Below are 13,445 nucleotides of genomic sequence, written 5' to 3'. Positions count from 1 at the left end.
ATATTCCAACCGAAGCTTGGCTTCGCAGATGTTTGAAAAAAACACATTTTTTATTATAACAGGGACAGACAAAAATTGCAATTGCACTATTTTATTTTGTTGTTAATAATTCAAAGAATTCTTCATTGGTTTCGGTTTGCTTCAGCTTGCGCAAAAACTTTTCCGCAAAATCGGGCATATCCGACATCGCTTTACGCAATTTCCAGATTTTTTCAAGCTGGTCTTTTGGTAACAACAGCTCTTCCTTCCTCGTACCTGAGCGCCGGATATCGATGGCAGGAAAAATTCTTCTTTCCGCAAGAGACCGGTCCAAATGAAGCTCCAAATTTCCCGTTCCCTTAAATTCCTCGTATATCACATCATCCATGCGTGAACCTGTATCGACAAGAGCAGTGGCCAATATAGTCAAGCTGCCGCCTTCCTCAATGTTTCTGGCTGCCCCGAAAAATCTCTTCGGACGGTGAAATGCCGCCGGGTCAATTCCTCCGGACAAGGTTCTCCCGCTTGGTGGAATAACAAGGTTATATGCTCTGGCAAGCCGCGTAATGCTATCCATTAAAATGATAACATCCCGCTTATGCTCAACAAGGCGCATCGCCCTTTCAAGAACAAGCTCAGCCACTTTGATGTGATTTTCCGGCACTTCGTCAAACGTCGAGCTGACAACTTCTCCAGCTACCGAACGCTCGATGTCCGTCACCTCTTCAGGTCGCTCATCTATGAGCAACACGATCAATTCCGCTTCAGGATGGTTCGTTGTAATAGAATTGGCGATGGATTTTAAAAGCATTGTTTTACCGGCTTTTGGAGGTGCAACGATCAAGCCGCGCTGGCCAAACCCAACCGGGGATATCAAATCCATAATCCTTGTAGATAAGTTGGAAGGAGTGGTTTCCAGCTTCATTTGTCTATCTGGGTAAAGAGGTGTCAATGCCGGGAAGTGAACACGTTCCTTGGCGCTTTCCGGATCATCTCCGTTCACCGCTTCAACATGGAGCAGCCCGTAATAGCGTTCATTTTCCTTCGGTGGGCGCACTTTACCTGACACTTTATCGCCATTGCGCAAATCAAAACGGCGAATTTGCGATGCTGAAATATAAATGTCTTCAGAACTTGCCGTATAGTTGATCGGTCTTAAAAATCCAAAGCCTTCGGATTGGATAATTTCCAAAACGCCTTCCATAAAAAAGAAACCTTCTTGTTCAGCCCGTGCTTTTAATATTGCAAAAATTAATTCTTTCTTCGTCAGTTTGCTGTAATATGAAACTTTATATTCACGTGCCAACTCATAAAGTTCTTTCAGTTTCATATCTTCCAGCAGAGAGATGGTTAATTCGGCCATTTCTACACCACGCTTTTTCAATTTTTTCATTTTCTGCTTCCATCATAATCTGCTACATTTTCCGCGTCCTCAAGTCAAGATACATACGACATTACATGAAATCTAAGGTGCAAGTGATGTTACAAGAGAATAAATGGAAGGAATGACTTTGGTAATTACAGAGGGTAAGAAGAATAAGATATAAGGCTATGAGATTTATAAAAACATGAAAAAATCAGGAAGGAGGGAAAAAACCCTCCATTATATTAACTTCCCATGACCATATTTGGTTTTTTACGGAGGCTGTGGCGGCCTTCTACAAAGCGCACGGTTCCCGATTTTGCCCTCATAACGACAGAATGGGTGGAGCCGTAGGCTCCTTTAAATTGGACGCCTTTCAAAAGTTCCCCATCAGTGACTCCGGTAGCGGCAAATATTGCATCGTCACCACGGACCAAGTCTTCCATTGTTAGAACTTGATTTACATCGATACCCATTTTTTTACAACGTGCTAATTCCGCATCATTTTGAGGCATGAGTTTGCCTTGTAATTCGCCGCCAAGACATTTCAATGCGACTGCGGCAATAACGCCCTCGGGGGCACCGCCCATTCCAAATAAAATGTCGACCCCAGTTGTGTCAAAGGCCGTGTTAATGGCTCCAGCAACGTCACCGTCGCCAATTAGCTTGATTCTAGCTCCGGCTTCCCGCAACTCTGTGATAATAGCTTCATGTCGGGGGCGGTCAAGCACAATCGCCACCATATCTTCGATATCTTTATTTTTAGCTTTTGCTACAGCTTTTAAGTTATCCAGAATAGGGGCATTTATATCAATTTGTCCAACTGCTTCAGGTCCGACGGCAATTTTTTGCATATACATGTCAGGCGCGTGCAGCAAGTTTCCTCCATCGGCAATGGCAATGACAGATAAAGCATTCCATCCCCCGGAAGCTACAATATCCGTTCCTTCCAGCGGGTCAACCGCGACATCGACTAGCGGCCCCTCGCCCGTACCAAGTTTTTCGCCAATATAAAGCATGGGAGCCTCGTCCATTTCGCCTTCTCCAATGACAACAGTACCTCTCATTGGGATCGTATCGAAAACAGCACGCATCGCCGTTGTTGCTGCATCGTCTGCTTCATTCTTTTTTCCGCGCCCCATCCATCTAGCCGATTTAAGCGCAGCGGCCTCAGTCACTCGTACAAGTTCCATAGATAAACTTCTTTCCATCGACTTTCCTCCCGTCGTTTTGGCAATTAAACATCATAACCGTTTAATAGTATAACACATTATGCTAAATGTGATAGCCCCTATGAAAAAATTAACAGGATCATCGATTGCTGGAAAAAAATTCAAGAACTTTTCAATTGTTCAATTTCCTGCTCCGTCATTCTTTCACGCCAAATGGTCGCTCCCAGACCATTTAACTTGTCAACAAGCCCGCTATATCCCCTGTCAATATGCTCAAGACCCGTTAATTCAGTAATTCCTTCAGCAATTAATCCGGCGATGACAAGCGCGGCACCTGCCCGAAGGTCGGAAGCTTTTACTTTTGCCCCCTGCAAGGTTGTAGCACCGTTGATGATCGCGGAACCGCCCTCCACTTTAATGTCCGCATTCATTCTTCGCAGTTCATCGATATGTTTGAACCTTGCGGAATAGATCGTGTCGGTAACGATTGACGATCCTTCTGCTTTCGTTAACAGGACCGTGATCGGTTGCTGTAAATCAGTTGGAAATCCGGGATAGACAAGCGTTTTTACATCTACAGGCGTTAGCCGTTCATACTGGCCGATGAAAACTTGCTCGTCCCCTGTCTCAACCGGCACGCCCATTTCACGAAGCTTAGCGATCAATGATTCCAAATGATGCGGTATCACATTATCAATGAGAACTCCCTCGCCGATAGCCGCACCTAAGATCATATAAGTGCCTGCTTCAATGCGGTCAGGGATAATAGTATGTTGGCAGCCATCCAGCCTATCCACACCTTCAATCCGGATAACGTCTGTTCCCGCTCCTTTGATCTTGGCACCCATATTTGTCAAAAGTGTTGCCACATCAATAATTTCCGGTTCCTTTGCCGCGTTTTCGATAATTGTCTGACCCTTGGCTTTTACAGCCGCCAACATGATGTTGATTGTGGCGCCCACACTGACAACGTCCAAATAGATCCTGGCTCCGGTCAATTCATCGGCACGAAGATACAACGCCCCTTGCTCATTTGTCACTTTTGCCCCCAGCGCTTCAAAGCCCTTGATATGCTGGTCAATTGGACGCGGTCCAAGGTGGCAACCGCCTGGAAGTCCAACGACTGCCTTTTTAAACCTGCCGAGCATAGCACCCATTAAATAATACGATGCACGCAGCTTTTTCACTTTCCCGTTCGGAAGCGGCATAGATAACATATTGCGTGGATCGACATGCATCACATCATCCCGCAAAGAGACAACCCCGCCTATTTCTTCTAATAAAATTCTCAATGTATCGACATCTGATATGTTGGGTAGGCCTTCAATTTTTACCGGTGATTCAGCAAGGATTGTGGCCGGTATGAGGGCGACTGCGCTGTTTTTTGCCCCACTCACTTTAATTGTTCCTTTTAAAGGGTACCCGCCGGCAATCTTAAGCTTTTCCATTTTAGTCTTCCTTTCGCTCCTGGTTGGCCAACTTTTTTTGAAAAAAAAGGCATCATACCCATTATTATAAACAATTTACGGAGAAACATGTAGCGCACGTGTAAAAAAAGTAATTATGAATCACCTTTTTCTCTAGCTTCCCAATCCCGTAAAAAGGCTTCAATGCCCCAATCTGTTAACGGATGTTTAAAAAGCTGGACCAATACTTTATAGGGCAGTGTGGCGATGTGCGCTCCATTTAAAGCGGCTTCGGTAATATGTTGCGGATGGCGGATGGAAGCGGCGATGATTTTCGTATCGAGGCCATGAATGGAGAAGATGTCCGCAATTTCTCCGATTACACTCGCCCCGCTATGGCCGATATCATCCAAGCGCCCGATAAACGGAGAAACATAAGTCGCTCCTGCCCGTGCGGCAACGAGCGCCTGATTGGCGTTAAAAATTAAAGTGACGTTCGTTTTGATCTGTTCTTTAGATAGTATACTAACAGCCTTCATACCATCCGGCGTCATCGGTATTTTGACGGTAATATTGGGAGCGATTTTTGCCAGCTCCCGGCCTTCTTTTACCATACCTTCCGTATCAAGCGCGATTACTTCGGCACTGACAGACCCGGGAATGATAGATGTAATTTCTCTGAGCCTGTCGTGAAACGAAATATTCTCCTTGGCAACCAAGGAAGGGTTTGTTGTGACTCCATCTATGATGCCGAATTCATTGGCTTTTTTGATCTCGTCGATGTTGGCTGTGTCGAGAAAAAACTTCAAGCTACACAACTCCTTCACATTTATAATAGAATAAAGGGAAACCGCCATACTCTCACTGGCGGTTTCGGTCTTACCGAATGGCTGACGACAGCAACCATTATGTTGCCGCAGAATCCATTACGCTTTACCGGCTGAGCCAAAGTCACGCATTTTGCCCTTTACGGTATCTTTGATCGCTTCTCTGGCAGGGCCGAGATATTTTCTCGGATCGTACATTTCCGGATTGTCGCGCAATACTTCCCGTACGCGTTTCGCGGAAGACATTTGGTTTTCTGTATTTACGTTAATTTTTGCCGTTCCCAAGGAAATGGCTTTTTGAATATCCTTCAGCGGAATGCCTGTACCGCCATGAACCACAAGTGGCACTCCCGTTAATTTCATCACTTCTTCCATACGGTCAAATCCGAGCTTAGGTTCTCCTTTATAAGGACCGTGTACCGATCCAAGAGCCGGCGCAAAACAATCTACTCCGGTTTCACGAACGAGTTGGTCACACTCGGCAGGAATGGCATACGAAGCTTCTGCATCATCGACAGATAGATCGTCTTCTTGTCCGCCGATCCGCCCCAATTCCGCTTCCACTGAAACGCCAAACAGATGGGCAAGTTCAACCACCTTTTTCGTCAATGCAATATTTTCGTCAAGCGGCAAGTGTGAGCCGTCGATCATGACAGATGTAAAACCGGCATGAATCGCCTTGGCGCATTTTTCAAAGCTGGAACCATGGTCAAGATGAATAGCAACAGGGACCGTAATTCCATATTCTTCCATAAGCGCTTTTACCATCTGTACGACCAATTTAAATCCACCCATATAACGAGCAGCTCCCTCGGATACTCCTAAAATAACGGGTGATTTTTCTTCTTGAGCAGCTTGAAGTATCGCTTGGGTAAACTCCAAATTATTCAGGTTAAATTGGCCGACTGCGTATTTTTCTTTATTTGCTCGCTTGAGCATTTCTGTCATCGATACTAATGGCACAACTTTTTCCTCCTTTTACATTGGGACTGCCTGCACAACCACATGAAACTGTACCCAATTTTCGCAGTTTCATCATAACAGATTATTTGGTTGAATACCAATGAAGAGCGGAGACCGAAAGGAGAAAAGATTTATGTGGTTTTTTATTTGTTAGGATACGTATTGTTTGACTGCAGTACGGATTTCTTCAATATCAAACGGCTTGGAAAAATGGGCAAGGGCTCCGAGCTTTTTTGTTTTTTCTATCATATCCAGTTCCCCGTACGCCGTCATGATGATGACGCGGATCTCGGGATTTATTTCCTTCATTTTTTTCAATATTTCAAGCCCGTCCATCCCAGGGATTTTGATATCAAGAAGAACAAGGTCGGGAGCATGTTGTTTCATAACATGCAATGCCTGAAGACCATTGGCAGCCTGATATATTTCATAACCTTCTTTTTGCAACACTTCATTCAGTAATGTTCTTATTCCGAATTGGTCATCGACTATTAACACTTTTTGTTTCAATATATTCATCCCCCTATTGTTTATATTCCTCAATAAACCCCTCCATTAAGTATAAAATACTAGCATTATATATTTATTTTTAATATTTTTTCTATAGTATGTTAAGTTCGATATGAGTTACATTTTTTCCTTCTAAAGTATTCAACCCGATCATATTTCTTTTGCTATTCCATAAATGTGCCTATAATATATGTATATTTTTCCAAAAAGGAGCAACATATATGTTGAAAATGCTATCCACGCAACTGATCGGCGTATTTTCCAGCGTTAGAGAGAAAGAAGAATTTCCATTAGAAGACGGAGCCCGGCTTTTGGCCCAAGCAGCTGTCGGGGAAGGTTCTATCTTTATAAAAGGGTATGGCGAAATGGAAGGAGTCGTCATGAATGCCTTGAATGGACCCGAGCCGATGAAAAAAACGAAAAAGCTTGAACAATCATCACAATTGTCCCACACGGACAGAGTGATTGTTTTCACACGCCTATCCGATGATCAAGATGCGCTTTCTCTTGGGAAAACTCTTGCAGAAAAAGGCATTCCATTTGTATCTGTTGCCGGTACGGTAAAAGATGGTGCGGAATGTTTATCACAATTAGCTGATATACATATCAATACTCACGTAATCAAGCCCATTCTTCCTGCTGAAGACGGGAACCGCGTTTGTATTCCTTCCTTAATGTCCGCTTTGTATATTTATTATGGTCTCAAATTCAACATAGACGATATGCTGGAAGAATATAAATAAAGCTGCCCTTGTGATGAAGGCAGCTTTTTCATACATCGACTATTTTTTTACTGTTAATGCTGCTTGGATAAAGCCGTGAAAGAGTGGTTGCGGCCTCGTTGGGCGAGATGTAAACTCTGGATGGAATTGGCTTGCCACAAACCATGGGTGATCAGCAACTTCAATAATTTCCACCAATTTTCCATCAGGGCTTGTTCCCGAGAATACGAAACCGGCTTTTTCCATCTGCTCCCTGTATTCGTTGTTAAATTCATAACGGTGGCGATGACGTTCATAAATCAATTCTTCTTGATACATTTCACGGGCTTTTGTCCCATCTTGCAATTTACATGGGTACAACCCAAGCCGGAGTGTTCCGCCCAAATCTCCCAGCCTATCTTGGTCCGGAAGCAAGTGGATAATCGGATGTTCCGTAGCTGGATTAATCTCGGAAGAGTGAGCCGTTTCAAGCCCCAATACATTCCTCGCATATTCAATAGAAGCTAATTGCATTCCGAGGCAAATGCCAAAAAATGGAACGTGGTTTTCACGGGCATATTGAATCGCCGCAAGCTTGCCGTCGATACCCCTGTCGCCAAAACCGCCTGGAACAAGAATCCCATCGCAATCAGCAAGCACTTCCGCCGCGTTTTCTTTCGTAACGAATTCAGCATTCAACCATTTGATGTCTATATCTGCATCAAATGCATAACCAGCATGTTTTAATGCTTCAACAACCGAAATATAGGCATCTTGGAGCTCCACATATTTTCCAACAAGAGCAATCCTTGTCGTCTTGGACAAGTTTTGTACTTTTTCAACAAGGAGTTTCCAGCCTGCCATATCCGCTTCGTGGCAAACAATTTTTAAATGATCACAAACGATTTGATCCAAATGCTGCTCCTGCAATGAAAGCGGTACGGAATAAAGCGTGCTTGCGTCATGTGCTTCGATAACCGCCTCTTTTTCAATATCACAGAACAAGGCGATTTTGTCCTTCATGTCCTGGGAGATCGGCATTTCTGTCCGTACGACGATGACGTTTGGCTGAATACCGAGACTCCGGAGTTCCTTTACACTGTGCTGTGTCGGTTTTGTCTTCATTTCGCCGGCTGCTTTAATATAAGGAACAAGTGTGCAATGAATATACATGACATTTTCCCGGCCAACATCATTTTTCATTTGCCTGATCGCTTCTAAAAACGGCAAAGATTCAATATCTCCGACTGTGCCGCCAATTTCCGTAATGACCACATCTGCTTTGGTCTTTTCGGCTGCCCGGAAGATGCGGTCTTTTATCTCATTTGTAATATGCGGGATCACTTGAACCGTTCCTCCGTTATAATCCCCCCGCCGCTCTTTTCTGATTACTTCCGAGTAGATTTTTCCCGTTGTAACATTGCTGTATCTATTTAAGTTAATATCAATAAATCTTTCATAATGTCCCAAATCCAGGTCGGTTTCCGCCCCGTCTTCTGTCACAAAAACCTCTCCGTGCTGGTAAGGACTCATCGTGCCAGGATCCACGTTTAAATAAGGATCGAATTTTTGAATCGTCACATTCAATCCGCGATTTTTTAAAAGGCGCCCGAGTGAGGCAGCCGTAATCCCTTTTCCGAGTGAGGAAACGACACCACCTGTTACAAATATATATTTAGACACAACTTTTCCTCCTTATCCTTCCTCATGTTTCCCAAAGTTACTAAAATAAAAAACGCCCCGCCACAAATTGCTGTACGGGAGCGTTACATATTATCTGTATGTCCTTTTTCAAGGAGCCCAAATAAAATACTACAGATTAGGAGAAGAGAAGTCAAGATTTTATTCTTCCTCTTCTTCTTCTTCTAAATCGACGTCTTCCTCCTCTTCTTCTTCCAGTTCATAATCCTCGTCATCCAACAATTCTTCTTCTTCATATTCCGCTTCTTCTTCCTCTCGAAGCGCCTCCAGGCTTTCATCTTCTTCTACGTCTTCATCTTCAAGATCCATGTCGTATTCAAGATCTTCTTCTTCCAGTTCGAGCAACTCCTCATCTTCTTCAAAGGCCCGTTTTGCTTTCTTTTTCTTCTTCGGTTTGACGGGAGCGATGATTTCTTCGTCTACTTGATCAAACGGATACCACTCTTTCAGGCCCCAGCGGTTTTCACCCAATGTCAAAAAGCGTCCGTCCACGTTTAAATCCGTATAAAATTGTAGCATTCGCGAAGACATTTCCTCATCCGAAAGCTCCAAATAGTTGGCAATTTGAGCAACCAATTCCTGAAATGGTAAAGCCTCCTTTTTTTCTTCCAACAAATACTGTGCAATTTCAATAAGTGACATTTCTTCCCGTTCTTCCAACGTTAAATTTTGCAAGTTCAATCATCGCACAACCTTTCCGCTATATGTATTTAAATGGCTCTCAATAGCCTTATAGTTAAAAATCCATACTCAACATTATAAACAAATATCTTTCGTTTATGCTACTCTTTTCATGTTTATTTCTCTATTAAGATGAAAAAAAGCCCGAATTCAAAAAAACAGCAAAAAAAAATCCAAACTCCGAAGAGTTTGGAAAAGTTTTTTAAACTTCAATGAGATCTTCTTTCTCAAGGTGTTGCACGTTTTTTCCAGACCAGGATTGGGCGCCAAGAATATCGCACGGCCTCCCGCTATGGACAATTTTTCCATCTTTTAATTGAACAATCCGGTCGGCAATTGCCAAGGCGTCATTCTCGTCATGGGTGACAAAGATGGCGGTAATGCCGGCAGCCTTTAAGATGTTGCGCAAGTCCTTTCTGATTTTCACTTGCAACTCGGCATCTAAATTACTAAACGGTTCATCAAGCAAAAGAAGGTTGGGATTCGGAGCAATCGCTCTGGCGATGGCCACCCGCTGCTGCTGGCCCCCGCTCAGCTGGTGCGGGTATCTTTTTTCATATCCCGTTAATTCGACGATCTCAAGCACTTCGGCCACTCTTGCTTTTTTCTCCGCTTTCTTCATTTTATTCAGGCCAAACGCGATGTTTTCCTCGACGGTCATATGAGGAAAGAGGGCATAATCCTGAAACACCATGCCGATCCCGCGCTTTTCGGGCTGAATGAATGATTTATCATTGAATATAACTACATCCTCGATTGTAAAAGAACCTTCACAAGGCACTTCCAATCCGGCAAATAAACGAAGCAAGGTACTTTTTCCGCTCCCGCTCGGCCCCAGTATGGAAACTACTTCACCTTTTTCAATTTTCATTGAAAATCCATCCACTGCTCTTTCTTTCGGGTCATAACAAAAGCATACGTTTTCTATCGAAATAAACATTTATCGCGGCTCCTTTTCAAGTAGCTTGTGAAAGACAAAGATAGACAAAGCGCTAAGAGCAACAATCACCAGGGAAGCCTGGGACGCTTCCATGATTTTTTCATCACTCGCGTACTGAAACGCTTTTGTGGACAAGGTATCAAAATTAAACGGCCGAAGGATTAATGTCAACGGTATTTCCTTTAATATATCAATAAAAACAAGAATAAATCCGCTAATAATGGCGCCTTTCATCAAAGGAACATCCACTTTGATGAATGTTTTTGTCAGCCCCATGCCAAGCAGGCGTGAAGCATCGCGAAAATCTGTTCCTATTTTATCATAACCAGATTCAATCGAATGAAAGCCAATCGCAAAAAACCGAATAATGTAGGCGGTGATGAGCATCACAATGCTAACACTTAACACAAGCGTCGTTTGCAGGCCCATTCTTTGATAAATGGGAGCAAGCATCTGATCAATGGCAATAAAGGTCGTAACGACCGCTACGGCAATCACCGCCCCAGGGATGGAGTAGCCCAGCACCGTTACCTTTGGCATTGTTTTCGCCACTTTTCCGTGAACAAGCCTGCTGAAATTGCCGACAACGAGCGCGAAAGCGATAATGATGGCGGCGCTGGTTCCCGCCACAAAGACTGAATTTTTCACATATGTGAAAAATTCCTGGAATGGGATTTTCCCCCATGTGAGCACAAGCCAATCGACTAATTGCAAAACCGGTATGAAAAAACCAAAGCTTAAAACGGTCATACCGTATATGGAAGCCAATTTGGCTTTCATGCCGGTCAATTGGACAAGCGGAAGCGGCCTGATTTTCGTTGTAGAAAAGCTGAATTGCTTCCTGCCACGCAATAGCTTCTCCACAATAAGAATCAAAATGACAAGGACCATCAATGTACCGGCGAGTTTGATTGAAGTTCCGACATCACCAAGCCCAAACCAAGCTTGAAAAATGGCTGTGCTGAACGTTTGAATACCGTAATATTTGACCACACCGTAATCATTCAGTACTTCCAATATGACTAAGCTGGCACCGCCAACGACGGCTGCTCTCGAAATGGGAAGCACAACCTGGAAAAAAATTTGCCATGGCCCTTTCCCTAGCACTCTCGCGCTTTCAATGAGGGAAGCCGTCTGCTGTGACAGAAAAATCCTCGTAATGGTATATACATATGGATATAAAAAAAGTGTATAGATAAAAATAGCCCCTGGTATATTCATGATGTTAAAATAATTCGGATCCAAGGACATATCAAATTGGTTCCGGAGTGTTTTTTGAATAATACCCGTATAATTGAGAATGCCATGATAGGTGTAAGCACCGATAAATGGCGGAATCGAAAGGGGCAAAATGAGCGCCCACTTTAAAAAGTTCCGCAGCGGAAAGTTGTACTGGGCAATGAGCCAAGCGAGACTCAACCCAATGGCAATTGTCAAAAAAGCGGTTGAGAGTACAAGAATGAGAGATGTCTGCAGATATTTATACAGCACAAATTCCTTAATATGCTCCCAGTTTTCATTTGACGGCGTAAACAAGCCTGAAACGATCGCCAAATTCGGCAAAAACAACAATATGATAATGATGGCGGCAGCGACCGTCCAACCGTTTACATTAACCAACTTTCGCACGAAACTTACACCCCATTAATATAGCAACGCCCCTTGCCGCACCAAACGGCAAGGGTCATATTCCTTATTGCCAGCCTACTTCATTAAAGACCATGAGTGCCTTGGCATTGTTATCGCCAAGTACTGAAAGAGGAATATCTTGTTCTTTAAACTCTCCCCATGACTTTAATAACTCGGATGGTTCAACTTTTTCATTTACTGGATATTCATAGTTTGCTTCCGCAAATTTTCCTTGCGCCTCTTCGCTTGTTAAGTATTCAAGGAGGGCAATGGCATTTTCTTTATTTTTTGACCCTTTGACAACGCCGGCTCCACTGATGTTCACATGTGTTCCCGTTGTTTCCTGGTTAGGGAAGAAAACGCCGAGCTGCTCAGCCACTTTCACTTCTTCCGGATCTTCGGAATTGAGCATCTGGCCAAAATAGTATGTGTTCATAATGGCGACGTCACCCACACCAGCAGCAATTGCTTTAGCCTGGTCACGGTCTCCGCCTTCCGGTTTTCTCGCCATATTTTTCACAATACCTTCAGCCCATTCTTTCGCTTTTTCTTCGCCGTCAATTTCAATAAAGGAAGCCAATAATGACTGATTGTAAATATTTTCGGAGGAACGAACAAGAATGCGCCCTTTCCATTTTTCATCCACTAAATCTTCGTATGTGGAAAGCTCGTCTTCTTTTACTTTATCTTTATTATACACTAAAATTCGCGCTCTTTTTGTCAAACCGTACCAAGTTTTGTCATTATCTCTGAATTTCTTGGGAACTTGCTTGTCAAGCGTATCGCTTTCGACAGACTCCAGAACATCAGCATCTTTCGCACGGAACAGCCTGCCGGCATCCGCCGTCAAAAACAAATCGGCCTGGGTTGCATCGCCTTCCCGCTTAATACGCTCAAGCAGCTCATCTGCTTCACCTTTGATAACGTTTACCTTAATGCCTGTCTTTTCTTCAAACTTTCCGTATAATTCATCGTCGACATCGTAATGCCTGCTTGAATATAAGTTAACAACCTTTTCTTTTGTTTCTTCTTTTTTATTCTGCTTATCCGACTCATTATCTTTTGGAGCCGAATTTTGATTTCCACACGCTGCAAGTGTCATCATAAAGACACAAAGTACAAAAGCTACTATTTTTCTCACTAGTGAACAACTCCTTGACTGAATAAGAATTGATAACGATTCTCAATTTCAATTATATAGATTCCCGCCTTCTTGTCAATTTATTTTTAGATAAATTTATGACAAATTAGACATGGCTGCACAAAAGAAAAACATCCGTGGCCTTAAACGAAGCCATGGATGCTACTTCCCCGTCTCGGGCGGTTGTTCTTTAGGACGGGTTTTCTCATTCTTGAATATGGGGCTTGATAGTCGGTACCCTAAATAAAACATGACTGCGGAGGCTGCTAGAAAAGGAATGGCCCCAAGACGGCTTTGGTACAAATAATAACTTACGGCAACTGCAATCGAATATCCTAACACCTTGACCCCGAACTTCATGCACCCACATCCAGTCATGGAACAATTTATAGTTATAATTTTATCCTGTTATACGATAAAAATCCATATACG

General features: G+C 43.3%; 13 protein-coding genes. 1 reads left to right on the top strand and 12 read right to left on the bottom strand.

All coding sequences use genetic code 11. The features are described 5' to 3' along the window. Positions 1-91: 91 nt before the first annotated feature. The 6 genes from rho to MHB50_RS00510 all read right to left on the bottom strand — a co-directional run bounded on the left by rho (position 92) and on the right by MHB50_RS00510 (position 6,220). Positions 92-1,342: a transcription termination factor Rho gene (rho, locus tag MHB50_RS00535; protein WP_077109728.1), complete on the bottom strand. Its 1,251-nt coding sequence runs from the start codon at positions 1,340-1,342 to the stop codon at positions 92-94. A 245-nt stretch (positions 1,343-1,587) separates the two neighbouring features. Beyond that, entirely contained in the window at positions 1,588-2,553 is a 966-nt protein-coding gene (gene glpX, locus MHB50_RS00530) for a class II fructose-bisphosphatase (protein ID WP_205178914.1), read from the bottom strand. 122 nt (positions 2,554-2,675) lie between these two features. Continuing rightward, a complete protein-coding gene (locus MHB50_RS00525; protein ID WP_205178912.1) occupies positions 2,676-3,962 on the bottom strand; it encodes a UDP-N-acetylglucosamine 1-carboxyvinyltransferase in 1,287 nt (428 codons plus the stop codon). 113 nt (positions 3,963-4,075) lie between these two features. Continuing rightward, a complete protein-coding gene (gene fsa, locus MHB50_RS00520; RefSeq protein ID WP_205178904.1) occupies positions 4,076-4,729 on the bottom strand; it encodes a fructose-6-phosphate aldolase in 654 nt (217 codons plus the stop codon). 117 nt (positions 4,730-4,846) lie between these two features. Beyond that, entirely contained in the window at positions 4,847-5,710 is an 864-nt protein-coding gene (gene fba / locus MHB50_RS00515; RefSeq protein WP_340084689.1) for a class II fructose-1,6-bisphosphate aldolase, read from the bottom strand. Between the two features lie 150 nt (positions 5,711-5,860). Then, positions 5,861-6,220, bottom strand: a complete 360-nt coding sequence (locus MHB50_RS00510; protein WP_077109640.1) for a response regulator — start codon at positions 6,218-6,220, stop codon at positions 5,861-5,863. 221 nt (positions 6,221-6,441) lie between these two features. On the opposite strand from MHB50_RS00510, the gene MHB50_RS00505 reads away from it, so the two are divergent. Continuing rightward, a complete protein-coding gene (locus MHB50_RS00505; protein WP_205178902.1) occupies positions 6,442-6,963 on the top strand; it encodes a DUF2529 domain-containing protein in 522 nt (173 codons plus the stop codon). A 39-nt stretch (positions 6,964-7,002) separates the two neighbouring features. On the opposite strand, the gene MHB50_RS00500 is transcribed toward MHB50_RS00505, so the two are convergent. The 6 genes from MHB50_RS00500 to MHB50_RS00475 form a co-directional block, all read right to left on the bottom strand. Then, a complete protein-coding gene (locus tag MHB50_RS00500) occupies positions 7,003-8,604 on the bottom strand; it encodes a CTP synthase (RefSeq protein ID WP_205178900.1) in 1,602 nt (533 codons plus the stop codon). A 159-nt stretch (positions 8,605-8,763) separates the two neighbouring features. Continuing rightward, complete coding sequence (gene rpoE / locus MHB50_RS00495) at positions 8,764-9,303, bottom strand: DNA-directed RNA polymerase subunit delta (protein ID WP_205178898.1); 540 nt, start codon at positions 9,301-9,303, stop codon at positions 8,764-8,766. A 202-nt stretch (positions 9,304-9,505) separates the two neighbouring features. Then, on the bottom strand, positions 9,506-10,243 hold the full coding sequence (locus MHB50_RS00490) for an ABC transporter ATP-binding protein (protein ID WP_205178896.1): 738 nt from the start codon (positions 10,241-10,243) through the stop codon (positions 9,506-9,508). Beyond that, entirely contained in the window at positions 10,244-11,872 is a 1,629-nt protein-coding gene (locus tag MHB50_RS00485; RefSeq protein WP_328799780.1) for an iron ABC transporter permease, read from the bottom strand. It abuts the gene before it with no gap. A 64-nt stretch (positions 11,873-11,936) separates the two neighbouring features. After that, complete coding sequence (locus tag MHB50_RS00480; RefSeq protein WP_205178894.1) at positions 11,937-13,013, bottom strand: Fe(3+) ABC transporter substrate-binding protein; 1,077 nt, start codon at positions 13,011-13,013, stop codon at positions 11,937-11,939. A 162-nt stretch (positions 13,014-13,175) separates the two neighbouring features. Further along, positions 13,176-13,373, bottom strand: coding sequence for a hypothetical protein (locus MHB50_RS00475; protein ID WP_077109647.1), 198 nt, complete (start codon positions 13,371-13,373; stop codon positions 13,176-13,178). Positions 13,374-13,445: the final 72 nt, after the last annotated feature.

The organism is Siminovitchia sp. FSL H7-0308 (genome assembly GCF_037980985.1).
Lineage (GTDB): Bacteria > Bacillota > Bacilli > Bacillales > Bacillaceae_C > Siminovitchia > Siminovitchia thermophila.
Note: the sequence above shows the minus strand (reverse complement) of the source record. Positions and strands in the feature narration are given on the sequence as shown.

Excerpts from the sequence above, each read along its gene's own strand:
- MHB50_RS00525 (WP_205178912.1), bottom strand. The coding sequence starts at position 3,962 with ATGGAAAAGCTTAAGATTGCCGGCGGGTACCCTTTAAAAGGAACAATT.
- glpX (WP_205178914.1), bottom strand. The coding sequence starts at position 2,553 with ATGGAAAGAAGTTTATCTATGGAACTTGTACGAGTGACTGAGGCCGCT.
- MHB50_RS00475 (WP_077109647.1), bottom strand. The coding sequence starts at position 13,373 with ATGAAGTTCGGGGTCAAGGTGTTAGGATATTCGATTGCAGTTGCCGTA.
- MHB50_RS00490 (WP_205178896.1), bottom strand. The coding sequence starts at position 10,243 with ATGTTTATTTCGATAGAAAACGTATGCTTTTGTTATGACCCGAAAGAA.
- MHB50_RS00505 (WP_205178902.1), top strand. The coding sequence starts at position 6,442 with ATGTTGAAAATGCTATCCACGCAACTGATCGGCGTATTTTCCAGCGTT.
- rho (WP_077109728.1), bottom strand. The coding sequence starts at position 1,342 with ATGGCCGAATTAACCATCTCTCTGCTGGAAGATATGAAACTGAAAGAA.